This is a genomic window from Streptomyces sp. SAI-135, from assembly GCF_029893805.1.
Lineage (GTDB): Bacteria > Actinomycetota > Actinomycetes > Streptomycetales > Streptomycetaceae > Streptomyces.
The window spans coordinates 7725044-7748711 of sequence record NZ_JARXYP010000002.1; the positions used below are offsets into that span (position 1 = coordinate 7725044).

23 protein-coding genes are annotated in these 23668 nt (G+C 72.8%); 17 read left to right on the forward strand and 6 right to left on the reverse strand.

The features are described from left to right. Window positions 1-133 precede the first annotated feature (133 nt). From M2163_RS39295 to M2163_RS39325, 7 genes are all read left to right on the forward strand, one after another. Complete coding sequence (locus M2163_RS39295) at window positions 134-943, forward strand: 2-amino-3,7-dideoxy-D-threo-hept-6-ulosonate synthase (RefSeq protein WP_280848145.1); 810 nt, start codon at window positions 134-136, stop codon at window positions 941-943. A 61-nt stretch (window positions 944-1004) separates the two neighbouring features. Next, a complete protein-coding gene (locus tag M2163_RS39300) occupies window positions 1005-1283 on the forward strand; it encodes a phosphopantetheine-binding protein (RefSeq protein ID WP_123994015.1) in 279 nt (92 codons plus the stop codon). Then, window positions 1280-1528: a hypothetical protein gene (locus M2163_RS39305; protein ID WP_280848144.1), complete on the forward strand. Its 249-nt coding sequence runs from the start codon at window positions 1280-1282 to the stop codon at window positions 1526-1528. Before M2163_RS39300 ends, M2163_RS39305 begins: the two co-directional genes overlap by 4 nt. Next, window positions 1518-2711, forward strand: coding sequence for a beta-ketoacyl-[acyl-carrier-protein] synthase family protein (locus tag M2163_RS39310; protein ID WP_280848143.1), 1194 nt, complete (start codon window positions 1518-1520; stop codon window positions 2709-2711). The genes M2163_RS39305 and M2163_RS39310 overlap by 11 nt, the downstream gene beginning before the upstream one ends. Then, window positions 2708-3568: a beta-ketoacyl synthase chain length factor gene (locus tag M2163_RS39315; protein ID WP_280848142.1), complete on the forward strand. Its 861-nt coding sequence runs from the start codon at window positions 2708-2710 to the stop codon at window positions 3566-3568. Before M2163_RS39310 ends, M2163_RS39315 begins: the two co-directional genes overlap by 4 nt. A gap of 30 nt (window positions 3569-3598) precedes the next feature. Next, complete coding sequence (locus M2163_RS39320) at window positions 3599-4849, forward strand: NAD(P)/FAD-dependent oxidoreductase (RefSeq protein ID WP_280896374.1); 1251 nt, start codon at window positions 3599-3601, stop codon at window positions 4847-4849. A 23-nt stretch (window positions 4850-4872) separates the two neighbouring features. Then, window positions 4873-6024, forward strand: coding sequence for an LLM class flavin-dependent oxidoreductase (locus M2163_RS39325; protein WP_280848140.1), 1152 nt, complete (start codon window positions 4873-4875; stop codon window positions 6022-6024). A 78-nt stretch (window positions 6025-6102) separates the two neighbouring features. Here M2163_RS39325 and fabG read toward each other — a convergent pair whose 3' ends face one another. From fabG to M2163_RS39340, 3 genes are read right to left on the reverse strand one after another with little or no spacing between them, the layout of a single operon-like run. Next, complete coding sequence (fabG, locus tag M2163_RS39330; RefSeq protein WP_123994010.1) at window positions 6103-6807, reverse strand: 3-oxoacyl-ACP reductase FabG; 705 nt, start codon at window positions 6805-6807, stop codon at window positions 6103-6105. A 37-nt stretch (window positions 6808-6844) separates the two neighbouring features. Continuing rightward, the gene (locus M2163_RS39335; protein WP_280896375.1) at window positions 6845-7405 is read right to left on the reverse strand and encodes a flavin reductase family protein; all 561 of its coding nucleotides are present in this window, start codon (window positions 7403-7405) and stop codon (window positions 6845-6847) included. A 19-nt stretch (window positions 7406-7424) separates the two neighbouring features. Then, window positions 7425-7880 (reverse strand): hotdog fold thioesterase, encoded by a 456-nt coding sequence (locus tag M2163_RS39340; RefSeq protein ID WP_280848137.1) that lies wholly within the window; start codon window positions 7878-7880, stop codon window positions 7425-7427. Between the two features lie 276 nt (window positions 7881-8156). Between M2163_RS39340 and M2163_RS39345 the strand changes: the two genes are divergently transcribed. Genes M2163_RS39345 through M2163_RS39380 form a run of 8 tightly spaced genes read left to right on the forward strand, consistent with a single transcriptional unit; the run spans window position 8157 to window position 18507 of the window. Next, a complete protein-coding gene (locus M2163_RS39345; RefSeq protein WP_280896376.1) occupies window positions 8157-9005 on the forward strand; it encodes an arylamine N-acetyltransferase in 849 nt (282 codons plus the stop codon). Between the two features lie 32 nt (window positions 9006-9037). Then, window positions 9038-10090, forward strand: coding sequence for a ketoacyl-ACP synthase III (locus M2163_RS39350; protein ID WP_280896377.1), 1053 nt, complete (start codon window positions 9038-9040; stop codon window positions 10088-10090). Beyond that, window positions 10087-11187, forward strand: a complete 1101-nt coding sequence (locus M2163_RS39355; RefSeq protein ID WP_280896378.1) for a beta-ketoacyl-ACP synthase III — start codon at window positions 10087-10089, stop codon at window positions 11185-11187. The genes M2163_RS39350 and M2163_RS39355 overlap by 4 nt, the downstream gene beginning before the upstream one ends. Continuing rightward, window positions 11184-11438, forward strand: coding sequence for an acyl carrier protein (locus tag M2163_RS39360; RefSeq protein WP_280896379.1), 255 nt, complete (start codon window positions 11184-11186; stop codon window positions 11436-11438). The genes M2163_RS39355 and M2163_RS39360 overlap by 4 nt, the downstream gene beginning before the upstream one ends. Before the next feature lie 42 nt (window positions 11439-11480). After that, the gene (aroA, locus tag M2163_RS39365; protein ID WP_280896380.1) at window positions 11481-14432 is read left to right on the forward strand and encodes a 3-phosphoshikimate 1-carboxyvinyltransferase; all 2952 of its coding nucleotides are present in this window, start codon (window positions 11481-11483) and stop codon (window positions 14430-14432) included. Next, window positions 14429-15616: an acyl-CoA dehydrogenase family protein gene (locus tag M2163_RS39370; RefSeq protein ID WP_280848130.1), complete on the forward strand. Its 1188-nt coding sequence runs from the start codon at window positions 14429-14431 to the stop codon at window positions 15614-15616. Before aroA ends, M2163_RS39370 begins: the two co-directional genes overlap by 4 nt. After that, a complete protein-coding gene (locus M2163_RS39375) occupies window positions 15613-16446 on the forward strand; it encodes an SDR family oxidoreductase (RefSeq protein ID WP_280848129.1) in 834 nt (277 codons plus the stop codon). Before M2163_RS39370 ends, M2163_RS39375 begins: the two co-directional genes overlap by 4 nt. Beyond that, on the forward strand, window positions 16447-18507 hold the full coding sequence (locus M2163_RS39380; RefSeq protein WP_280896381.1) for an FAD-dependent oxidoreductase: 2061 nt from the start codon (window positions 16447-16449) through the stop codon (window positions 18505-18507). Here the strand turns inward: M2163_RS39380 and M2163_RS39385 are convergent. The 3 genes from M2163_RS39385 to M2163_RS39395 form a co-directional block, all read right to left on the reverse strand. After that, window positions 18422-19006: a TetR/AcrR family transcriptional regulator gene (locus tag M2163_RS39385; protein ID WP_280848127.1), complete on the reverse strand. Its 585-nt coding sequence runs from the start codon at window positions 19004-19006 to the stop codon at window positions 18422-18424. The two genes, M2163_RS39380 and M2163_RS39385, sit on opposite strands and share 86 nt — an antisense overlap. Before the next feature lie 576 nt (window positions 19007-19582). Further along, window positions 19583-20179 carry a response regulator transcription factor gene (locus M2163_RS39390; RefSeq protein WP_280848126.1) on the reverse strand — a complete coding sequence of 199 codons (597 nt, stop codon included), beginning with the start codon at window positions 20177-20179 and terminating at the stop codon, window positions 19583-19585. Window positions 20180-20311: 132 nt separating this feature from the next. Further along, window positions 20312-20830, reverse strand: coding sequence for a 4'-phosphopantetheinyl transferase superfamily protein (locus M2163_RS39395; RefSeq protein WP_280896382.1), 519 nt, complete (start codon window positions 20828-20830; stop codon window positions 20312-20314). A gap of 590 nt (window positions 20831-21420) precedes the next feature. Here M2163_RS39395 and tdh point away from each other — a divergent pair. Beyond that, on the forward strand, window positions 21421-22449 hold the full coding sequence (tdh, locus tag M2163_RS39400) for an L-threonine 3-dehydrogenase (RefSeq protein WP_280896383.1): 1029 nt from the start codon (window positions 21421-21423) through the stop codon (window positions 22447-22449). 14 nt (window positions 22450-22463) lie between these two features. Further along, window positions 22464-23657, forward strand: a complete 1194-nt coding sequence (locus M2163_RS39405; RefSeq protein ID WP_280848123.1) for a glycine C-acetyltransferase — start codon at window positions 22464-22466, stop codon at window positions 23655-23657. Window positions 23658-23668 lie beyond the last annotated feature (11 nt).

A 23668-nucleotide genomic window follows, 5' to 3' on the forward strand; every position in this document is an offset into this window, starting at 1 on the left:
CCTCCATCGCGCTGCCCGCGGCCGCCCTACAGACGCTCCATTCGGGGGCTGCCGTGTCACGGCTCCCGCGCCAGACTCCAGTTGCCCGCCGAGGTGCGGCGACATCCGAACGGAAACCAGGAGTTGATGGAGTATGACTGCACGGTCCGACGGGCTCGCCGTTCGGCTGGCCCGGCTCTCCCGGCACCGGGACGGGCGCTTCCTCTTCGTGCCGATGGACCACTCGGTGGCCGACGGGCCGATCGTCGACGCCGCCCGATTCAACGGGCTGGTGGGCGACGTGGTGGCCGGCGGCGCCGACGCGATCGTCGTGCACAAGGGCCGGGCCAGAACGGTCGATCCCCGGCTGCTGCGCGAGTGCGCCCTCGTCGTCCACCTCAGCGCGAGCACCCCGCACGCGCTCGACGGTGACGCCAAGGTCCTGGTCGGCGACGTCGAGGAGGCGGTCCGGCTGGGCGCCGACGCGGTGAGCGTCCACGTCAACATCGGCTCCGACAGCGAGGCGGCGCAGCTCTCCGACCTCGGCTCGGTCGCCGAGGCCTGCCAGCGCTGGAACGTCCCGCTGCTGGCCATGGCCTACCCGCGCGGCCCGCGCGTCACCGATCCGCACGACCCGGCACTGCTCGCCCACGTGGTGAACGTGGCCGCCGACCTCGGCGCCACCCTCGTCAAGACCTCGTGGCCGCGGCCGTTCGAGCGGCTCGCCGAGATCGTCGAGAGCTGCCCCATACCGGTGCTGCTCGCGGGCGGTCCCGCGGGCACCGCGCTCAACGAGTTCGCCGCTGCCGCGATGGCCGCCGGAGCAGGCGGCCTCGCCGTCGGCCGCGGCGTCTTCCAGCACCCCGAGCCCGTCAAGGCGGTCCGTGAACTCGCCTCGGTGATCCACGGGTTGCCCGACTCCGCGGAGCTGCTCACCGGCCGGGTCCCGGCCGTCGTGCGGTGAGCGGGCGCCCGACGCGCCCGGCACCTCCCGCCCTGTCCACCCGCTGCCGAAGGAACCACTCATGCATGAGGAAACCCGCGCGTTCGTCCTGACCGTGGTGCGCGACGTGATCAACCTGCCCCTCCCGGACCGTGTCGACGACAGCACCCCCCTCGGTGACGCCGGCCTCGGCCTGGAATCCCTCGCCACCATCGAGCTGATGCTCCAGCTGGAGGGCGAGTACGACATCGAGCTGCCGGAGTCGGAGATCGATCCCGCGGTCGTCTCCACGCTCGGCGAACTCGTCGCGGTGGTGGTCGAGCGCCGTTCCCGCGTGGCCGCCGGAGGGGCCGCTCAGTGATCTCCGTCCACGACGTCGTACGGATGCTCGGGGAGTGCGGCTTCCTCGCCGAGGACGCCGACCCCGACGAGGAGTTCGTACTCGACTCCATGACTCTGGTCTGGCTGGTGCACCTGCTGCAGGAGGAGCACGGCATCACCGTCGGCCCTGACGACGAGGAGGAGCTCGCCTCCTGCACCTCGGCGGCCGAGCTGCACCGCCTGCTCACCCGCACCACGGCCAAGGAGGTCGTCCATGACGCATGAGGTGGCGATCACCGGGTTCGGCGTGTTCACCGCGTTCGGGTTCGGGGCCCAGGCCCTGCGCGACGGCGTGTTCGCCGGACGGCCCGGATTCTCGCCGGTCACCCGCTTCGACCCGGCCCCCTACCGGGCCGCGTACGCCGGGACCTACGAGGGCGACGGGCCGTCCGTCCCGGACGTGCCGGTCAAACCCGGGTACACCCCGGCCCAGGCCGACGTACTGGACGCGTGCGCCGCGGAGGCGCTGCGGATGGCGGACACCGACGCCGCCGGCGCGCCCGTCCTGCTCGGCACCAACGGCGACTACGCGGCGGCCCGTTCCTTCTGGGAGGACAGCGCGGCCGGACACCGGCCCGCCGACCGGCGCATGCTGGACAGCCTGCCCGCCCGCCTCGCCCATCGGCTCGGCGAACGCCACGGCCTGGGCGGCAGCCGGCTTGCCTTCGTCAACGCCTGCGTCGCCTCCACCAACGCGATCGCGCACGGCGCGGCCCTCGTCGCGAGCGGCGCCGCGCACACCGTGGTCTGCGGCGGCGCCTACCTCGTCACCGAGGACGTGTTCGCCAAGTTCGACTCCGGCAAGGCCCTCAGCCGCCGCGACCGCGTCCGTCCCTTCGCCGCCGACCGCGACGGACTCCTCCAGGGCGACGGCGTGGCCGTACTCGTCCTGGAGGACGCCGCCCGCGCCCGCGCCCGAGGGGCCGAGGTGCAGGCCCGAGTCGCCGGATGGGGCATGGCGGCCGACGCCCACCACGTCATCCAGCCGCACCCGCAGGGCCTGGGCCTGGCCGCGGCGGCCGGGGCCGCGCTGCGCCGCGCCGGGATACCGCCCGAGAGCCTGGGATACGTCAACGCGCACGGCACCGGCACCCCCCTCAACGACGTCGCCGAGACGGCCGCCCTGCACCGCATCCTCGGACCGCACACCGGCTCCGTACCGGTCAGCTCCACCAAGAGCAGCACCGGCCACATGCTGGAGGCCACCGGCGCCGTCGAGGCCGTGATCACCCTGCTCGCCCTGCGCGACGGCGTACTGCCGCCCACCGCGGGCCTGACCGAGCCGGACCCGGCCTGCGACCTCGAACACATCCCGTCCGTGGCCCGCCCGTCCGAGGCCCGCTACGCGCTCTCCCTCAACGCGGCGTTCGGCGGGGTCAACGCCGCCCTCGTGCTGGAGCGCCCATGACACCCGCCGCCCCCCACCCGGCCCCGCCGACGAAGGACGTCCGTATGCCGACCGCGCTCACCCGGCCGCGCGCCATCGCCGGCGCCGCCTGCCGCACCCCGTGGGGGGAGGCGGCGGCCGGGCTGCCCGGCGCCGCCGACACCGAACTGCCCAAGGTGGTCGGCTTCGTCGTCTCCCGCTTCAGCCCCCTCGTCCACGACGTGGTCACCGCCTGCCTGGGCACCCCCGGCACTCCCGACGACCTGGTCGGCGACCTCGGACCGCGTACCGCGATCGTGCTGGCCACCCTCTACGGCGACACCACCACCACGGACACCGCCACCCAGCGCCTGGTCGCCGGCCAGGTCCACAGCCCGCTGCTGTTCTTCCAGTCCGTCACCACCTCGATCCTCGGTCACCTCACCAAGCGGTACGGCATCACCGGGCAGCTCACCTGCCTCTCGGCGGGCGGCGACCTGGCCGCCGACGCCCTGCGCACCGCCGACCTGCTGCTCGACCAGGACGACGTGGAACAGGTCCTGGTGATCGGCGTGGAGACCGAGCCGGGGGAGCGGGCCACCTGGGTGCACGAGCGGACCGCCGCCGAGGACGGCCTGGACGCGCTGCCCGCCGGTGACGCGGCGGTCGCCCTGCTGCTGCGCCGCACCGCGCCGGGACTGCCCGAACTCAGGTCCGTGCCCGCCGAGCCGGGCCCCACGGCCGACGAAACCGTGCCGTGGAGCGCGCCCTTCGGATGGCTGCGCGCCCTCGTCGAGACGGCGCAGGCCGCCGAACGGGTCAGCGGCGGCCGGGTGACCCGCGCGCTCGTCCACAGCAGCGGCCCCGACCGCTTCCAGGTCGGCCCCACCACCTCCTGACCGACCCGAGAACCACAGGAAGGTTGCGCATTGAACACGCACGCATCGCACGGCCGCGCCCCCGCCGCCGGGGACGACACCGCCCCCGACTGCGTCGTCGTCGGAGCCGGACCGGCCGGACTGCTGGCGGCGCTGCTGCTCGGCCGCCGGGGCCGGCGCGTCGTCGTCCTGGAGCGCCGCCCCGACCCCGCCGGTGCCGCACCGGCCGCCGGCGGGGCCGTCATCGTGCAGCCGGTCACCCTCGGCCTGCTCGAACAGGCGGGACTGCTCGCCGCCGCCGCCGAGGGAGCCGGCCGGATGCTCGGCGCCGAGGCCTGGTTCGGCGGCGCCCTCGCGGGCAGCTACCGGTACGACGAACTCCCCGGCAGCCCCCTCCCGTACGCGCTGTCGATACGGCCCGGCGCGCTGCTGGCCGGCATGCTCGCCGCGCTGGACGCCCTGCCGAACGTGACGCTGGTGTGGGGCGCCGAGGTCGAGTCGCTCGGCGGCACCCCCGGCGGCACCCGCACCCTGACCGTACGTACGCCCGACGGCACCCGCGAGTACCGGCCCGGGTACATCCTGGCGGCCGACGGCCGCGACTCCGCCACCCGCGCGCTCGCCGGGATCCCCGCGGAGGTCACCGCGTCCGGCGGCGGCTACCTCGACGCGGGCGTGCCCATCCCGCCCGGCTGGGACGAGCTGACCCGGGCGCACTTCGGCGCGCACGGCTACCTTCTGGAGACCCGCCGCGGCGAGGACGGCCTGGTCATCGTGTGGATCACCGACGCGGCAGCCGCCGCCGCGGTCCTCGACGGGCCGGTGGAGGGCCTGGTGAAGGTGTGGTCCGACGTGGTGCCCCGGCTGGGCGACTGGTTCGCACGGCACATCACCGACTGGGACCAGGTACGCCGCGTCCAGCACCACTCGGTTCGGGCGCGGACGTGGAGCGCGGGCAACGTCGTCCTGCTCGGCGACAGCGCACACGGGATGCACGCCTTCGCGGGGCAGGGCATGAACACCTCCCTCCAGGACGCCGTGTGCCTCACGGACGCCATCGACCAGGCGCTGACCGGCCAGGACACCGGCGGCTTCGACGCGTTCGAACGGATCCGCCGCCCCTACATCGAGGCCCTCCAGAACCTCCAGGCCACCAACACCCCCGCCCGCGCCGACCAGGCGGCACCGGAGCGGGAACGGGCCCCTGAGTTCGAGGTCCTCGCCCTGGGCCAGCCCGAGATCAGGCCGCTGCTCGCCCGGGCCGCCGCACACCAGGCGCGGTACGCCGCCGCGAACCACTGACACACCACAGAAGGAGTCCGCAGATGGACCGGATCGGCTTCGGCGCGTTCCTCTCACCGCTGCACCCGCTCGGCGAGGACCCGACCCTCAGCATGTGGCGGGACATGGAACTGGTCGAATGGCTCGACCAGCTCGGCTACGACGAGTTCTGGGTGGGCGAGCACCACTCGGCCGGCTGGGGCACGATCGCCTCGCCCGAGCTGTTCATCGCCGCCGCAGCCGAGCGCACCCGCCACATCAGGCTCGGCACCGGCGTCACCAGCCTGCCGTACCACCACCCGTTCATGGTGGCCTCGCGGGCCGTGCAGCTCGACCACATGACACGGGGCCGCTTCCAGCTCGGCGTCGGCGCCGGCTCGCTCCCCTCCGACATGCACATCCTCGGCATCGACCCGGCGCAGACCCGCCCGCGTACTGCCGAGGCCCTGGAGGTGATCCTGCACCTGCTGCGCAGCGAGGAGCCGCTGACCCGGAGCACCGACTGGTTCGAACTGCGCGACGCGCGCCTCCAGCTGCGCCCCTGGTCGGCCGGCGGCATCCCCATGGCGGTCTCCAGCGCCTCCTCGCCGAGCGGGATGCGGCTGGCCGGGCAGCACGGCATCGGCGTGCTCTCCCTCGGCACCCCCCGCCCCGGCACCTCGCCCAGCGACCTGCGCGCGCAATGGGAGCACGCCGAGGAGGCCGCCGCCGAGCACGGCCGCACCGCCGACCGTGCCGACTGGCGCGTCACCCTGCCCGTGCACATCGCGGAGACCCGGGAGGACGCCTACCGCGACGTGGTGGAGGGCTGGCTGCGCTACCGCAACGAGTACTGGGCCCAGACGCTCGGACTGCCGATCGCGCTCTCACGCGCCGACGCCCGCAAGGCGCTGGAGACGGCCGTCGACAACCATGGTGCGATCATCGGCTCCGTGGACGACGCCATCGAGGCCGTCGCACGCGTCCAGGAGGCCACCGGCGGCTTCGGCCGGCTCCTGGTCACGGTCCAGGACTGGGCGCCCCGCGACCGTATGAAGCACAGTTTCGAACTGCTCGCCCGATTCGTCGCGCCCCGCTTCAACGGCTCGTTGCGCGGCCTCGAGGCCTCCCAGGAGTGGACCTCGCAACAGACCCGGGCCTGGGCCGAACGGCACGGCGCCACCCTGCTCGGCCGTCCGGCGCCCGCCACCAAGTAGCACCGGAACACCGATCACGAAGCCGGGCGGCGGCCCCCGGGGAGGGGGCCGCCGCCCGGCTTCGCGCGGTGCGCGTGCTCAGTGGCCCATGCCGAGACCGCCGTCCACCGGCAGGACCGCCCCGGTGACGTACGCGGCCTGGGGCGACGCCAGCCAGAAGACCGCCTCGGCGACCTCCTCGGCGGACGCGCTGCGGCCCAGGGGCACCTCGCTGAGGATCTGCTCGCGCCGCCGCTGTCCGAGGCCCTCGGTCATCTCGGTGTCCACCAGACCCGGCGCGACCACGTTCACGGTGATCGACCGCGGCCCGAACTCGCGGGCCAGCGACCTGGCGAGGCCCACCATACCCGCCTTGCTCGACGCGTAGTTGGCCTGCCCGGCCGAGCCGCGCAGCCCGGCCACCGAGGACAGGAACACCATCCGCCCGCCACGCCTGCGCACCATGTCGGCGGACGCCTGGCGGGCCACCCGGAACGCACCCCCGAGGTTGGTCTCCAGCACCTGGGAGAACTGCTCGTCGCTCATCCGCATCAGCAGCCCGTCATCGGTGATGCCGGCGTTCGCCACCAGCACCTCCACCGGCCCGTGCGCGGTCTCCGCCTGCGCGAACGCCTCGGCGACCTGCTCGGCGTCCGTGACATCGCACTTGACGCCGAGCAGACCCTCCGGGGCGCCTGAGCCGCGGTGGGTGACGGCCACCGAGTCGCCGTTGGCGGCGAACCGCCGGGCCACCGCGAGGCCGATGCCGCGGTTGCCGCCTGTCACCAGTACCGAACGTCCCACAGTGGTGTGCTCCTTCTCGTGTCGGTTCACGGATCGGTCAGGTCCTCGCCTGCGCGGGCCGGGGGCCAAGGACGGTGTAACCGCCCTGGTGGTGGACGAGCGGACGCCGGACCGGGTCGGCCGCGTGCACCGCGCCGACCCGGCCGAGGAACAGCACGTGGTCGCCGCCCGGGTAGACGTGCTCGGTACGGCACTCCAGGGAGAACACCGCACCCGCCAGCAGCGCGTGCCCGCCGTCGCCGATCCGGCCGCCCAGGCGCTCCTGCGCCAGGTCGCCACGCGGCCGGTCCCGGCCGGCGAACACCGCGGAGAGCTCCGCCTGGTCCTCACCCAGTACGTTCACGGCGAAGCCGCCCGCCTCCTCGATCGCCCCGCGCAGTCTGCCCGTCGCGCCGACGCTCACCAGCACCAGCGGCGGGTCCAGTGAGATGGAGGTGACCGAACTCGCCGTCACCGCCTCGGTCGTGCCGCCGCTGCCCGCGGTGACGACCGTGACGCCGGTCGGCAGCAGGCCCATCGTGCGGCGGAAGAGCGCGGCGTCCACGGAGGCGGCACGGCCACCCGCGCCGCCCGGCCGCCGCGCAACGTGCATCGACATGCGTTCGCCTCTCTCGGGTTCAGCGCTTGTAGACCAGGCAGGTCAGCCTGGCCGTGCAGGTCAGCCGCCCCTGGTCATCGGTGATGGACACCTGGTACGAGGCCACCCGGTCGCCCCGCTGGAGCGGGGTGCACACACCGGTCACCAGGCCGCTGCGGGCGGCGCGGTGGTGCGTGCAGGACAGTTCGAGCCCGGCCACCGTGCCCCGCGGTGCGACGTGGAGGCCGGCCGCGACCGATCCGAGGGTCTCGACGAGCACCGCGTTGGCGCCGCCGTGCAACCAGCCGAACGGCTGCTGGTTGCCGTCCACGGGCATCGTGCCGACCAGCCGGTCCGGGTCCCAGGACACGATCTCGATGCCCATCCGCGTCGCGAGCTGCCGGTCCGCGAGCGCGGGCGGCACGGACAACACGCTGCGGGGCACCGGCGGTTCGGCCGGCGCCGGGACGTCGGCCTTCACGGCCCTGCTCTCCATAGGTCTCTTCTCCTGGGTCGCGGACCCGAGCACCGTCGGGCACCGGGCTTCATCCGTACTGTCGCGCGCCCGGGCAGGCCGGCCAAGACCTGATCCAGGTACCCGAATCTCATCCGCCGGGGACGTCATCGGGGTGCACCATCGAGCAGGGCAGTCGGGTCTTATAAGCGCGAATCCGCTCTTCCAGAATTCATCCCGGCAGCGTTTCAGCGAGCCGCCCGACTGACGCATCCCGAGCCATCGGAGAACTCCTTGGAATTCGCGCCCCATTCCCCCTTGCCCGCGGATTCCGACCGTCTCCCCTGGCCGGAATACCTGGACCGGATCGGCTACGCCGGGCCGGTGGAGCCGACCGCGGACTGCCTGCGCGCCCTGCTCACCGCCCACCTCGGCGCCGTCCCCTACGAGATGCTCGAATCCCTCGAGGGGATCCGGCCCTCGCTGGAGTACGCCGACATCTTCGAGAAGCTGGTCCGCCGCCGGCGCGGCGGCACCTGCCTGGAGGCCACCCCGCTGTTCGGCGCGTTCCTGCGGTCCGCCGGCTTCGACGTGCGGCTGGTGGCCGCGCAGATGTGGCGGGTCAGCGGCGAGTGGTGGCCGCACTGGGACCACCTGGTGCTGCTGGTCACCGTCGAAGGGACCACGTACCTCGTGGACGTCGGCTTCCTCATGCTCTCCCCGCCGCAGCCGCTGGACATCGCCGGCACCCCGGCGGAACAGGGCGGATGGACGTTCCGCGTGGTGGCCGAGGACGACGGCCCGACCCTGCTGCGCGCCGACGCCCACGGGGTGTGGACGCCGGTGTACCGCTTCGCCTCGCAGCCGCTGGACATCCCGGACTACGCGTGGATCGTCGACTTCCACCTGACGGCCGAGGACTCCCCGCTGACCGGCAGCCTGCTGTGCTCGCGCACTCTGCCCGACGGCAAGGTCGCCGTCCTCGGCGACAACGTCGTACGGGCCCGCGGCGGCACCCAGACCATCGACTACCTCGCCGACGCCGACGACGCGGCACAGGCGCTCGGGGAAGTCCTCGCGGGCCACCCCGAACTCGTCACCGAGGCGGTCGAGGCCTGGCGAAAAGCCAGGGCGAACCGGCGTGAGAAGGCCCGCCGAATCATCTGAACCCGCTCACCGAAACGAACAGGAATCGTCGCATGGGCATATTCGGAAAACCGCTTGAGCGGTCCTGGGGAGTGGGGATCCGGGCGGTAGGCGGATATCTCCCCGAGAAGTCGGTCAGTAATGCCGACCTGGAGGAGATCCTCCTCACCCGGGACGACTGGATCAGGGCGAACATCGGTGTCGAGACCCGCCGGATGGCCGCCGACGACGAGCGCACCTCCGACCTCGGGGCCGCCGCCCTCAAGGACGCCTGCGCCCGCGCGGGCATCGACCCCGCCGAGGTCGACCTCGTCATCTGCGGCACCTACACCCCCGACAACATGGCACCGCCCGCCGCGATGCTGGTGATCGACAAGGCGGGCGCGCACGGCGCCGCCGGGTTCGACGTCAACAGCGGCGCCTGCCCCGGAGGGGTGTTCGCCCTCGACGTCGGCGCCAAGTACCTGGCCTCCGGCGAGTACCGGCGTGTCGCCGTGGTCCTCGCCGACGTCAACACCCGGACCATGGACTGGAAGGACCCCGGCCCGGCCGTCATCTTCGGCGACGGAGCCGCCTGCTACCTGCTGGAGCGCTGCCGCCCCGACCGGGGTCTCGGTCCCACCCTGCTGCACAGCGACCCGACCCGCTACCAGTCGGTCTGGGTGGCCCGCGAGAAGCGCGCCCTGCGCGACGGCACCCCGCTGACCAGCGGCTTCGGTGACAACTTCGCCCAACTGTCGGGCCGCGACGTGCACGACTTCGCGGTCGGTGAAGTCCCCGGCCTCATCCAGCAGTTGCTGGGCCGGGCCGACCGCAAGGCCGACGACATCGACCTGTTCGCGCTGCACCAGGCGAACCTCTACATCGTCCGCGGCATCATGGCCGCCCTCGGCGTCCCCGAGGACCGCACCGTCACCAACATCGAGAAGTACGGCAACACCTCGGGAGCCAGCGTGCCCCTGGTGCTGCGCGAGGCCCAGGACCTCGGCAGGCTCGCACCGGGCGACGAGGTCGTGCTCGCCGCGTTCGGCTCCGGCCTGAGCGTCGGGGTCGCGCTGCTGCGCTGGTGCGGCGCCGAGGACTTCGAAACGGTGGCGACCGCGTGAACACCTCTGCCCCGCACACCCGTTCCGCCTTCCGCGGCGCTCCGACCGGCCTGCTCGGACTCGGCACCTACCTGCCCTCCCGCAAGATCACCAACGAGGAGATCGCCGAGCGGATCGACAGCTCGGACGAATGGATCCGCAGCCGGTCCGGCATCCGCGTCCGCTACTGGGCCGAACCCTCCGAGACGGTCGAGTACATGGCCGCCACCGCAGCCGAACGGGCCCTGGAACACGCCGGGATCGACGCCCGCGAGGTCGGATGCGTGATCGTGTCGACCGTCTCCCACCTGCACCAGTTCCCCTCCCTGGCGGCCGGGGTCGCCCACCGCATCGGGGCCGGCGCGCCCGGGGCCTTCGACATCTCCGCAGGCTGCGCGGGCTTCTGCTACGGGTTGTCCCTGGCCTCCGACATGATCACCGCGGGCAGCGCCCGCCATGTCCTGGTCATCGCCGTCGAACGGCTCTCCGAACTCCTCGACCCCACCGACCGCCACACCGCGTTCCTGTTCGGCGACGGGGCGGGCGCCGCCGTCGTCGGACCCAGCGACGAGCCCGGCGTGGGACCCGTGGTGTGGGGCTCCGACGGCTCCCAGAAGGACACCATCCGGCAGACCCACTCCTGGGCCGCGCTGCGCGAGACACCCGGACCGGGCATGCCCCACATCACCATGGACGGCCGCGAGGTCTTCCGGTGGGCCGCCTACCAACTCGGCCCGATCGCCGAAGAGGCCCTGGCACGGGCCGGGGTGAGCGCCGCCGACCTCGACGCCTTCGTCCCGCACCAGGCCAACGCCCGGATCACCGACGAACTGGTCAAGGGCCTCGACCTGCCCGCCGGAGTCGCCGTGGCCCGCAGCGTCGAGATCCACGGCAACACCTCCGCGGTGTCCGTCCCGCTCGCCATCGAGGAACTGCTCGCCGGCGGCGACGCCCGGCCCGGCGGCCTCGCGCTGCTGCTGTCCTTCGGCACCGGCCTCGTCTGGGCCGGCCAGGTCGTACGGCTGCCCCCGGCACCCGCCGGACCGCCCCGGCCGGCCGTCACCGCGCCCACCACCGACACCAACCCCACCGCACCCGCGAAGGAGACCCAATCATGACCGCAGTGCAGAGCGACACCCTCCAGACCCTCAAGGAGATCCTCGACGAGGTCGCCGGAGTACCGGCCGAGGACGTCACACCCGACAGCTCCTTCACCGAGGATCTGGCCCTGGACTCGCTGACCGTCGTGTCGCTGTTCGTCCTGGTCCAGCGCCGCTTCGGCACCGAGGTGCCCAACGAGGTCTTCGACCGGCTCACCACCGTCGGCAAGGCCGTCGCCTACCTCGAACGTGGAGAGATCCCGGCCTGACGGCCGCCCCCGCCCCGACTCGACGAGCCGGAAAGGCAGTTCATGCATCTCATGGCCAGGCCGACCAGAAAGCCGCTGCACGGCGAGCTGCTGGTCCCTCCGTCCAAGTACCACGTGCACCGCGCGCTGATCCTCGCCTCCCTCGCCGAGGGCACCAGCCGGATCCAGGGCGTCTCCGACGCCCGCCACGTGCGGTACACCGTCCGCCTGCTGCGCGACCTCGGCACCCGCATCACCGTCGAGGGCGACACCTACGTCGTGACCGGCGGCCGCTACCGGCCACGCGGCACCTCCGTCTCGGCCGGCAGCTCCGGTACGACGCTGTACTTCATGCTCGGCCTCGCCTCACTGGCCGACGCCCCCGTCACCGTGACCGGCCAGAAGTACTTCCGGCGCAGGCCGGTCGGGCCGCTGCTCGACGCGCTGCGCGACCTGGGCGTGCACCTGGAGTCAGCCGACGGCTGCCCGCCCGTGCACCTGACCCCCGGCCGTCCCACCGGCGGCCGGGTGGTCATCCCCGGCACCCTGTCGCAGTGGATATCGGGGCTGCTGCTGCTCGCCCCGTTCGCCTCCGGACCCACCGTGGTCGAGGTCGAGGGCGAACTCAACGAGCGCCCGTACGTGGAGCTGACGGTGGCGATGATGCGCCGCTTCGGACTGCGGGTGGGCGTCGCCGACGACTGGCGGCGCTTCGAGATCGAGCCCGGCCAGCAGGCCCGTCCCACCGACCTGGTCCTGCCGCCCGACATCGGCTCGGCCGCGTTCGGCATCGCCGCCGCCGCCCTGCACCCCTCCGACGTCCTGCTGCGCGGGATCACCCGGCTCGACGGCGACCCCGGCGACCATCCCGAGATCGGCTTCCTGGACGTCGTACGGCGCATGGGTGTGCCGATGGCCCTCGACGAGGCGGCGGGCGGGGTCCGCATCCGCCACGACGGCACCCGCCTGCGCGGCACCACCGTCGACTGCCGGCAGGTGCCCGACATGCTCCCTGTGCTGTCCACGCTGGCCGCCCTGGCCGACGGCGAGACCGTCTTCGAGCACGTCGGGCATGTTCGCCTCAAGGAGTCCGACCGGGTCGCCGCGATGCTCCAGCTCAACGCGATGGGCGCCGACCTCGCCCTGGACGGCGACCGGCTGCGGGTGCGCGGCGTCGGCAGCCTGACGGGCGCCCGGCTGTCCTCGTACAACGACCACCGGATCCTGATGTCGCTGGCCCTGGCCGGTACCCGGGCGCACGGCGTCACCACCCTCACCTACCCGAAGGCGTACCAGATCTCCTACCCGGCGTTCCTGACCGACATGACCGGTCTCGGGCTGCGGCTGACCGTCGAACAGGGCCGCGGGCCCGCCGCGAGCACCGCCCCCGCCGACCAGTTGCGCCACTGGGCCGCCCGCCGCCCCGACGAGACCGCCCTGGTCGACGCCCGGGAGGACCACGACACCAGGCTGACCTGGGCCGAGCTGGACCGGCGCGTCGACCGTGCCGCCACAGCCCTGCTCGGCCTCGGGGTGCGACCGGGCGAGGCCGTGGCCTACCAGCTGCCCAACTGGGCGGAGTTCGTCGAGGTGTCCCTCGCCGTCCTGCGCATCGGAGCCGTCTGCTGCCCGCTGATGCCGATCCTGCGCCAGCGCGAGATGGCGTTCGCGCTGCGCCGCTCCGGCGCGAGCGTACTGCTCGTCGCCGACCGCTTCCGCAACCGCGACCACCGCCGCGAGACGGAGGCCTGGTTCGCCGAGGAACCCGCGGGCCGCGCCCGCGTACGCCATGTCGCCGTCGTCAGCGGAGACCGCGAGCCGGTGGAACTGCCCGCCGGCACACCCGGCGTGTCCTGGCACGACTGGGGCAGCGTCACGGCCGGCGCCGAGATCGACCCGGCCGCGCTCGCCGCCCGCCGCCCTCGCCCCGACGCACTGGCCCAACTGCTGTTCACCTCCGGCACCACCGGCGAGCCCAAGGGAGTCCTGCACCGCAACGACACCCTCGCGCACGCCGCCCGCCTCCAGGCCGAACGCATCGGCCTCGACGACCGCGACGTGGTCTTCATCCCCTCCCCGCTCGCCCACCAGACCGGCTTCCTCTACGGCATGTGGTCGGCGATCGCCCTCGGAGCGCCCCAGCTCCTCCAGGCGCACTGGAACCCGCGCACCGCGCTGCGCGTGATGGGTGCCCACGGCGCCACGTTCATGCAGGCCGCGACGCCGTTCCTGGCCGACCTGGTCAAGGAGGTCGAGGCGGGCGGCGCCGCCCCCGAGACGCTCGGCGCGGTCGTGGTGACCGGTGCCGCCGTGCCCCGGACCCTGGCCGAGCGGGCGACCGCCGTCCTCGGCACCGCCGTGTGCGGAGCGTTCGGCACCACCGAGACCTGCCTCGGCTCGCTCTCCGCGCCCAGCGACCCGCCCGCGAAGGTGTGGGGCACCGACGGCCGCGCCCTGCCCGGTGTCGGACTGCGCGTCACCGACGACAGCGGACGGACTCTGCCCGCCGGCAGCGAGGGCCACTTCGAGGTCCGCTCGGACACCTCCTTCGTCGGCTACCTGGACCGCCCCGACCTGACGGCCGAGGCCTGGGCCGGCGACGGCTGGTACCGCACCGGCGACCTCGCCGTCATCGGCTCCGACGGCTACGTCCGCATCACCGGCCGGGTCAAGGACGTCATCAACCGCGGCGGCGAGAAGGTGCCCGTGGCCGAGATCGAGGAACTCCTGCACCAGCACCCGGCGATCGACGAGGTCGCCGTCGTCGGCACCCCCGACGAACGGCTCGGTGAACGCGCCTGCGCCTACGCGTCCCTCGTCGACGGCGCCGACCTCGACCTGGAGGCCATGCGCAAGTACCTCGACCAGCAGCAGGTCTCCAAGCACTACTGGCCGGAGCGGCTCGAGATCGTCGCCCGGCTGCCCCGCAACCCCGCGGGCAAGGTCCAGAAGTTCGTCCTCAGGCAGTGGGCCGAGACCCGCCGCCCCGCCCCCCTCCAGGAGCAGCAGGCATGACCCTCACCACCGAGGCCGCGACCGCGGCGCCCGGCATCGACACCGCCGAGTTCGAACTGCTGCGCGCTGAAGTCGCCGCGTACGTGGCCGGCCCCGCCGAGGCCTGGGCCGAGCGGATCGAGCACACCGGGGAGGTTCCCGAGGAGCTGTGGAGCGAACTGCGCGAGCGCGGCTACCTGTCACTGGCCGCCCCCCGCGAGTACGGCGGACGCGGACTGTCATTCCCTCAGTGGATGGACCTGATGGAGCTGTTCTCCCGCTCTCACGGCTCGCTGCGCATGGTCGTGCACGTCGTCAACGGCACCTGGCGGGCCATCGACCGCTTCGCCACCCCCGAGCAGCGCGAGCGGTTCGTGCTGCCGTCGATCGCGGGCCGCATCAAGGCCGCGTTCACGCTCACCGAACCGGATGCCGGGTCCGGTGCCGACATCCGCGCCAGTGTCGTGCGGGAGGGCGACACGTACTACCTGACCGGCGTCAAGCACCTCATCACCTTCGGGGTGCGGTGCGACTACTGGCTGCTGGCCGCACGGCTCGCCGGCAGCAGCGGCCACGAGGGCACCGTCGCCCTCATGGTCCCGCGCGACGCGCCCGGCGTGCGGGTCGAGGACACCTCGCAGACCATGGGCGTCACCGGCACGGACCACGCCCGGCTCACCTTCGACCGGACCCCCGTCCCGGTCGCCAACCGGCTCGGCGCCGAGGGCGACGGCCTCGCGGTCGCCCTCGGCGGGTTCCTCACCCCGTCGCGGATCTCGGTGGCGATGAGCTGCGTGGGTCTGGCCTGCCGCGCCCAGGAACTGGCCCTCAGGTACGCCCGCGACCGGGTCACCTTCGGGCGGCCGCTGACCTCCCGGCAGGCACTCCAGTTCATGCTGGCCGAGAACGAGGCCGACATCGAGGCGGCCAGGCAGCTCACCCTGCACGCGGCCCGCCGCTGGGAGGCGGGCGACGCCGATGCCGCGATGCTCTCCTCGATGGCCAAGCTGACGGCCGTCGACATGCTCGGCCGCGTCACCGACAAGGCCCTCCAGGTGCACGGCGGTTCCGGTTACTGGAAGACCAGCCCCATCGAGCGGGTCTACCGGGACGCCCGGGCCCAGCGCTTCGAGGAGGGCACCAACGAGATCCAGAAGACGATCGTCTTCCGCGAGCTGCTCAGCCGTACGGAGGCCGGCCGATGACCACGTCCGACAGGCCGTTCCAGGACCGGGTGGCGCTGATCACGGGAGCGTCCCGCGGCATCGGGCGGGCCCTGGCGCTCACTCTCGGGCGCGGCGGCGCCACCGTGGTGGTGAACTACAAGAAGAACGCCGACCTCGCCGGGAAGACCGTCGCCGACCTGGAGGAGGCGGGCGGGCGCGGCTTCGCCGTACAGGCCGACGTGGAGACCGTGGAGGGCGTGACGGAGCTGTTCGCCGCCGTCCGCGAGGAGTGCGGCAGGCTGGACCACTTCGTGTCCAACGCGGCGGCGGGCGCCTTCAAGAACATCCTCGACCTCAAGCCGCACCACCTGGACCGCACGTACGCCATGAACCTGCGCCCGTTCGTGCTCGGCGCCCAGCAGGCCGTCCGGCTCATGGACTCCGGCGGCCGGATCGTGGCCCTGTCCAGCTACGGCAGCATCCGCGCCTACCCGACCTACGCGGCGCTCGGCTCGATGAAGGCGGCCCTCGAGTCCTGGGTCCGCTACATGGCCGTGGAGTTCGCCCCCTACGGCATCAACGTGAACGCCGTCAACGGCGGCCTCATCGACTCCGACTCCCTGGCGTACTTCTACGGCGTCCCCGGCATGGCCGACATGAGGACCGTCCTGGACCGGGTGCCCAAGGGACGGGCCGGCACGGTCCAGGAGGTCGCCGACAGCATCGCCTTCCTGCTGTCGCCCGGCGCCGAGTACATCACCGGCCAGAGCCTGGTGGTCGACGGCGGCCTCAGCGTCGCGGCACCGCCGTTCTTCGCCGACACCTCGGCACCGCTCAGCCTCGGCGAGCGGCCCACCTGGGAGGCGTAGGTGCTGGAGCACGCCTTGCGGCCGGGCACCCTGGGCGGCCTGCGGCTGCCTAACCGCATCGTCATGGGAGCCATGCACCTCAACCTGGAGACCCGCGACGACGGCGGCGCCGCGATGGCCGCCTTCTACGCGGAACGGGCCAGGGGCGGTGCCGGTCTCATCGTCACCGGAGGCTGCGCGGTCGGCCCGGAGGGCTCGGGCGGACGGCACTACGCCAGGATCGACGACCCCGCCCGGCACCCGGCCCTCGCCGCCTGGGCGGCCGCCGTCCACCGCGAGGGCGGCCGCATCGCACTCCAGCTCTTCCACGCGGGACGCTCCACCACCCGGCAGGCCACCGGACACACCCCGGTGGCACCGTCGGCGCTCGCCGGGGGACTGAGCCGCGAGGTCCCCCGGGCGCTCGACGAGGCGGGCGTCCACGAACTGGTCGGCCGCTTCCACGACGGCGCCCGTCGGGCCCGCGAACTCGGCTTCGACGCGGTCGAGGTGATGGCCTCCGAGGGCTATCTGCTCAACCAGTTCCTGTCCCCGCTGACCAACGTCCGCGACGACGCCTGGGGCGGCGACCCCGAACGCCGTGCCCGCGTCCCGCTGGCCGTGCTGGACGCCGTACGGACCGCGGTAGGCCCCGGATTCCCGGTGCTGTTCAGGATCTCCGGCACGGACCTGATGCCCGGCTCCAGCACCCCCGAGGAGATCGACCGCTTCGCCGTCCAACTGGCCGGGGCCGGCGCCGACGCGCTGAACGTCGGCGTCGGCTGGCACGAGTCGCGGGTCCCGACCGTGCAGAGCCTGGTCCCGCCGGGCGCCTGGACCGGCGAGGCGGCCCGGATCCGCCGCGCGGTACGGGCGGCGGGCCTGCGCACCCCGGTGATCGCGTCCAACCGGATCAACCGGATGGACCTCGCCGACCGCGTACTGGCCTCCGGGCAGGCCGACTTCGTGTCCATGGCACGCCCGTTCCTCGCCGACCCGGAGATCGTGCGCAAGGCGGGGCGCCCCGGTGGCGCGCCGACCAACATCTGCATCGCCTGCAACGAGGCCTGCATCGACCGCTCGCTGGGCGACGAACCCGTCTCCTGCCTGGTCAACCCCCGCGCGGGACGGGAGCTGGAGTACCCGCGCCGCGCCGGACGGCGGCGGCCCCGGCAGCCCAGGATCGCCGTGGTGGGTGGCGGACCGGCCGGGCTCGAGGCGGGCCGGACCCTGGCCGCACTCGGCCACCGGGTCGAGCTGTACGAGGCGGCCGACGAACTGGGCGGCCAGTTCCGGCTGGCCCGGCTCGTCCCCGGCAAGGAGGACTTCGGCGACACCGTCCGCTACTTCTCCGCCGAACTGCACCGACTCGGCGCGCGCGTCCACCTCAACCGGCCGCTGAACACCGCCGACACCGACCTTCTGCGCGGCTTCGACGGGGTGCTGCTGGCGACCGGCGTCGTCCCGCGCCCGGCAGGCCTGCCCGGCGAGCATCTGCCGCACGTCGTCGACTACCGGCACGCCCTGCGCCACCCCGGGCTCCTGGGACACCGGGTGGTGGTGATCGGAGGCGGCGGCATCGCCGTGGACCTGGCGCACCTGCTCTCCCGGCGGGGACACGAGGTGTGTCTGCTGCGCCGCTCGGGACGCGTCGGCGAGGGCATGGGCCGCAGCACCCGGTGGGCCGTACTGGCCGAGCTGCGTGAGCGGGGCGTGCGCTGGCGGACCGGGGTGCGCTACCGGGCCGTACTGCCGCAGGGCGTGCTGCTGCGGGACGCCGAGGGCACCGAAAGGCTGGAACCGGCCGACACCGTGGTGATCTCGGCCGGGCAGGCTCCGGTGGACGCGCTGCGCCCGGTACTGGCAGCGGTGGGCGTCAGTCACCGGGTCGCGGGCGGAGCTGCCGACGCCCGCGGGCTGAACGCGGTCCGGGCCGTGGAGGAGGGCATGCGGGCCGCGCACGCCCTGGCCCGCGAGGTGGCCGCCGACGCCGGCCTCAGGAGGGGCGCCGCAGTCCTTCCCACGCGGCAGCCGCAGCCTCCCGGTAGGACAGCCGGTCCGGCCTCGTCAGCCATTGGGTGATCAGGCCCACGAAGGCACCGGCCAGGTAGTGCGCGCGCAGGTCGTCCGGCAGTGCGCCGGACGGCCGGGCGCCGGGGGTGCGCAGTTGGGCCATCACCTCCTGCGCGAGCAGGTCCCGCAGCCGGTTGACGAAGCGGGCCGTGCCGGACGGACCCAGTAGCCGCCGGTACAGCGTGGCGTTGGAGTCGATGTGCCGGAACAGCTCCACCAGCTCGGGAGGCATCCGGTCCGGTGGATGGGCGAGCGGGCAGCTGGCGGCGGCGCGGGCGAGAGCGCTGATCTCGCTCTCCATCGCCGCGAGCAGCAGCTCGTCCCGGTCCTTGTAGTGGAGGTAGACGGTGGCCCGGTTCACTGTCGCCCGCTCGGCGATGTCGGCCATCGTGATGCTGTCGGCGTCGCGCTCCGAGGCCAGTTCCAGCGCGGCCGTGCGAAGCAGCGCGCGCGTCCTGAGCACCCGGGGGTCGACGCGGCCGGTCGAGGTCTCTGCGTTGGGTTCCACCACCCTGCCACCCTACCCGTGGACGACACCGAATGGATAAGCGACGCCTGTTGTATAGTCGAACCGTTTCGCAGTCCACCAATGGGAGGCCGAGCATGTGGACCGAGGCCCGGACCGATCCGGCCCGCCCCTGATGCGACCTCAGCAGGCATCGCCCCACCGATGCCCCCGACCTGTGACCAGCCCGCGGCCCGGAGCGGCAGGAGGGAGCCGCGGGTTCCGGCTTCGCCGGGCGGCCGCGCGGGTGAACGCCTTCGAGGGCCACCGCCGGGACAGCCTGGACCCGCGGCACGACGACGGGACCGTCCTGGTCCTGGCCGGGGGCCGCGACGCGCCGGCCGGCGGGCGGGGCGACGCGCGGCTCCACGCCGAACCCGACGGAACCACGCCGGCCTCCCCGTTCCCAGGGGGGCCGCAGGCCCTGGCCGACGCGGCCGCCCTCGACATCCCGGACGCGCGTGCCGGGCGGCTCCCACGCCGGACGGCCGAGGACGGCCACGTCGGCGCCGCCGCCCGGACGGGCGTGGAAACGACCCACGAGCGTCCCGCCGCCCGTGGGCCGTTTCCACGCCCGGCTCAGACCGCCAACAGGCCGTCCTCCATGGCGCGGACGACGGCCAGGGTGCGGTTGGGGCAGTTCAGCTTGGCCAGCACATTGCCCACCAACCGCTTCACACCGTGCTCGGAGATCTGGAGCTGGCGGGACACCTGCTTGTTGCTCAGTCCCTCCGCGACCAGCCGCAGCACCTGGAGCTCACGTGGCGTCAGGGTCGCACCGGCCGGGCCCCAGGGCTGCACACCGCCCAGCGAGTTGGGACCGGCCCGGCCCAGCAACCGCCGGGCCAGTGAGCTCGACACGTGGAACTTGCCCGCGGTGACGTCGGCCACCGCGTCGGCCAGGATCCGCGGTTCGAGGCCCGTCCAGTCCACGAACCCCTGCGCACCGATGTGCGCCAGCCACGACGCGTCGAGCCCGTCCGGGCCGTCGATGAGCAGGAGCACCTTCGTGCCCCGGTTGCACAGTGCGCGGATGGCGTCGCGCGCCTCGTCGGTCACGAGGTCGTCGGCCGCGGCGAGCACGACGTCGAACTGCTGCCCGTCCCAGGTCCTGATCTCGTCCAGGCCGAAGCTGACGCTGTGGACCGAGCTGATTCCGCTGAGGGAACGGATCATGCCCTCGATGCCATAGCGGTGAATCGTGTTCTCGATAATCAGGGAAACGCGCAACCCAGCGGCGCTCGACTGAGTTCCCACTGTGAGAAATCTCCTTCAATAAGGCAGGGAAAGAAGAGGAGGAAGGACCGCCTACTCGGCAGGGAATGCCACAGCGGCGAAATGATCAGGCCCGCTGGGCAGGTTATGTACGGTCCAGGTGTTCACCGGACAGCCGCCGACCGAGTGGCGAACCAGCGCGCGCGAGCGCTCCGGATGCACATCGAGACGCCCCATTGCGGCCTCGATGCCGATACCGCTCGCCTTGGTCACGGCTTCCTTTCGCGTCCAGCAGCGGATGAACTCGGCCGGGAGCCGTTCGGCGGGAACCTCTGCCAAATAGGACCGCTCACCGCCCGTCAGAACGGCTTCGGCCAGCCGCGCCAGCCGCCCGGCGTTGAACGGTCGCACCCTCTCGATATCGGCGCCCACCCGTACCCCGTCGGCGACCGCGCACAGCCAGTACGGCCCTGACCTGGACAGACTCAGCTCCAGCGAGGTGCGCGGCGCCCGAATGAAGGGGCGGCCGTGGCTCGTCCGGCCGCAGCCCGGGCACCTGTGACGATCGAAGCGGATATCGCCCGCGCCGCAGCCGAGCAGATCCGAGAGCATGCGCCGCACCGCCGCGTGCGCGGCTGCGTAATGGGCTCCACGGACCCGGTCCCGGAAAGCCGAGAGCCTGGCTCTTTCCTCCGGGCCGAGCAGTGCGAGATCGCGTGAGTGAAGGGTGTCGGACGCCCGTCCGGACCGGAAAACGATTCTTGCGTCGAGTATCGGTCCGACCGTCATGTTCGGTGCCGCCCCGAAGGGTAATCCACGCAGGACTGCATACCTGTGTTCTGCATCGCCATATGCTCCCCCGTCGAGTGATAGCGCAGATGGAATGATCTTACGAATGTGCTGAGGAAGTTGCAAGGATGAAGATTCCGCCAGACCTCCACCACCTTTGGACAGGTTCCCGACCGGCCTGGCGTCGGTTTGGCGCCCCGTGATATTACGGACCTGACGTAAGGGTATTCCTTTCGTAAATTCGCAACCCGGATGTTTATCGATGGGGTGACCGGTCCCGGCATCCCCGAGGCCGGTGTGCGAGGCGTGAAGCGCAGCTGTGGCACCGCTTAAGAAAGTCTCGATGGACCGGGACGGTGCCGTACGGCAGATTGCTGGGCGTTTCCACCCCTCGCACCCACAGGAGCCGTACCTTGAAGGCGCTGGTCAAGGAGAAGGCGGAGCCCGGGCTGTGGCTCGCGGACGTCCCGGAGCCGGCCGTCGGCCCCGGCGACGTACTGATCAAGGTGCTGCGCACCGGCATCTGTGGCACCGATCTGCACATCCGGTCCTGGGACGGGTGGGCCCAGCAGGCCATCCGGACCCCGCTCGTGCTCGGGCACGAGTTCGTCGGCGAGGTCGTGGAGACCGGGCGCGACGTGCCGGACATCCGGGTCGGGGACCGGGTGAGCGGCGAGGGGCACCTCGTGTGCGGGAAGTGCCGCAACTGCCTCGCCGGGCGCAGGCACCTGTGCCGGGCCACGGTCGGACTGGGCGTCGGCCGGGACGGGGCCTTCGCGGAGTACGTCGTCCTGCCCGCCGCCAATGTGTGGGTGCACCGCGTCCCCGTGGACCTCGACGTGGCCGCGATCTTCGACCCGTTCGGCAACGCCGTGCACACCGCGCTGTCCTTCCCGCTCGTCGGCGAGGACGTGCTGATCACCGGCGCCGGACCGATCGGGCTGATGGCGGCGGCGGTCGCCCGGCACGCGGGTGCCCGCAACGTCGTCGTCACCGACGTCAGCGAGGAGCGACTGGAGCTCGCCCGCAAGATCGGGGTGAGCCTCGCGCTGAACGTGTCGGAGGCGCAGATCGCCGACGGGCAGCGGGAGTTGGGGCTGCGCGAGGGCTTCGACATCGGCCTGGAGATGTCCGGGCGGCCGGAGGCCCTGCGCGACATGATCGCCAACATGACGCACGGCGGCCGGATCGCGATGCTGGGACTGCCGGCCGCGGAGTTCCCGGTCGACTGGGCCCGGATCGTCACCTCCATGATCACCATCAAGGGCATCTACGGCCGTGAGATGTTCGAGACCTGGTACGCGATGTCGGTCCTCCTGGAGGGCGGCCTCGACCTCGCCCCGGTGATCACCGGCCGGTACGGCTACCGCGACTTCGAGGCGGCGTTCGCCGACGCGGCGAGCGGCCGCGGCGGCAAGGTCATCCTCGACTGGACCAACTGACTTAGGGACTGACGATGTTCGACTCCGTGCGCGACGACCTGCGCGCCACCCTCGACGAGATCCGCGCCGCCGGACTGCACAAGCCCGAGCGCGTGATCGACACCCCGCAGTCGGCGACCGTGCACGTCTCGGCGGGCGGCCGCCCCGGCGAGGTCCTCAACTTCTGCGCCAACAACTACCTCGGCCTCGCCGACCACCCCAAGGTGGTCGCCGCCGCGCACGAGGCCCTGGACCGCTGGGGCTACGGCATGGCCTCGGTCCGCTTCATCTGCGGGACGCAGGAGGTGCACAAGGAGCTGGAGGCGCGGCTGTCCGCCTTCCTCGGCCAGGAGGACACGATCCTGTACTCCTCCTGCTTCGACGCCAACGGCGGTGTCTTCGAGACGCTCCTCGGGCCCGAGGACGCGGTGATCTCCGACGCCCTGAACCACGCGTCGATCATCGACGGCATCCGGCTGTCCAAGGCCCGCCGCTTCCGCTACGCCAACCGTGACCTGGCCGACCTGGAACGGCAGTTGAAGGAGGCCGCGGGCGCCCGGCGCAAGCTGGTCGTCACCGACGGCGTGTTCTCGATGGACGGTTACGTGGCACCGTTGGCGGAGATCTGCGACCTCGCCGACCGCTACGACGCCATGGTCATGGTCGACGACTCGCACGCGGTCGGCTTCGTCGGCCCCGGCGGCCGCGGCACCCCCGAGCTGCACGGGGTGATGGACCGCGTCGACATCATCACCGGCACCCTCGGCAAGGCGCTCGGCGGCGCCTCCGGCGGCTACGTGGCCGCCCGCGCCGAGATCGTCGCCCTCCTGCGCCAGCGCTCCCGGCCGTACCTCTTCTCCAACACGCTCGCCCCGGTGATCGCCGCTGCCTCCCTGAAGGTCCTCGACCTGCTGGAGTCGGCCGACGACCTGCGGGTGCGGCTGCGGGAGAACACCGCGCTGTTCCGCCGCCGGATGACCGAGGAGGGCTTCGACGTCCTGCCCGGCGACCACGCCATCGCGCCGGTGATGATCGGCGACGCGGCGAGGGCGGGACGCCTCGCGGAGCTGCTCCTGGAGCGGGGCGTGTACGTGATCGGCTTCTCGTACCCGGTGGTCCCGCAGGGACAGGCACGCATCCGGGTGCAGCTCTCGGCGGCTCACTCCACCGAGGACGTGAACCGCGCGGTCGACGCCTTCGTCGCGGCCCGGGCCGAGCTGGCGGAGTAAGTCCGGACCTG

Coding starts and splice junctions, on each gene's coding strand:
- M2163_RS39295 (WP_280848145.1), top strand. CDS start 134: ATGACTGCACGGTCCGACGGGCTCGCCGTTCGGCTGGCCCGGCTCTCC.
- M2163_RS39300 (WP_123994015.1), top strand. CDS start 1,005: ATGCATGAGGAAACCCGCGCGTTCGTCCTGACCGTGGTGCGCGACGTG.
- M2163_RS39310 (WP_280848143.1), top strand. CDS start 1,518: ATGACGCATGAGGTGGCGATCACCGGGTTCGGCGTGTTCACCGCGTTC.
- M2163_RS39315 (WP_280848142.1), top strand. CDS start 2,708: ATGACACCCGCCGCCCCCCACCCGGCCCCGCCGACGAAGGACGTCCGT.
- M2163_RS39325 (WP_280848140.1), top strand. CDS start 4,873: ATGGACCGGATCGGCTTCGGCGCGTTCCTCTCACCGCTGCACCCGCTC.
- M2163_RS39335 (WP_280896375.1), bottom strand. CDS start 7,405: ATGTCGATGCACGTTGCGCGGCGGCCGGGCGGCGCGGGTGGCCGTGCC.
- M2163_RS39340 (WP_280848137.1), bottom strand. CDS start 7,880: ATGGAGAGCAGGGCCGTGAAGGCCGACGTCCCGGCGCCGGCCGAACCG.
- M2163_RS39350 (WP_280896377.1), top strand. CDS start 9,038: ATGGGCATATTCGGAAAACCGCTTGAGCGGTCCTGGGGAGTGGGGATC.
- M2163_RS39360 (WP_280896379.1), top strand. CDS start 11,184: ATGACCGCAGTGCAGAGCGACACCCTCCAGACCCTCAAGGAGATCCTC.
- aroA (WP_280896380.1), top strand. CDS start 11,481: ATGCATCTCATGGCCAGGCCGACCAGAAAGCCGCTGCACGGCGAGCTG.
- M2163_RS39370 (WP_280848130.1), top strand. CDS start 14,429: ATGACCCTCACCACCGAGGCCGCGACCGCGGCGCCCGGCATCGACACC.
- M2163_RS39375 (WP_280848129.1), top strand. CDS start 15,613: ATGACCACGTCCGACAGGCCGTTCCAGGACCGGGTGGCGCTGATCACG.
- M2163_RS39390 (WP_280848126.1), bottom strand. CDS start 20,179: ATGATCCGTTCCCTCAGCGGAATCAGCTCGGTCCACAGCGTCAGCTTC.
- M2163_RS39395 (WP_280896382.1), bottom strand. CDS start 20,830: ATGCTCTCGGATCTGCTCGGCTGCGGCGCGGGCGATATCCGCTTCGAT.
- M2163_RS39405 (WP_280848123.1), top strand. CDS start 22,464: ATGTTCGACTCCGTGCGCGACGACCTGCGCGCCACCCTCGACGAGATC.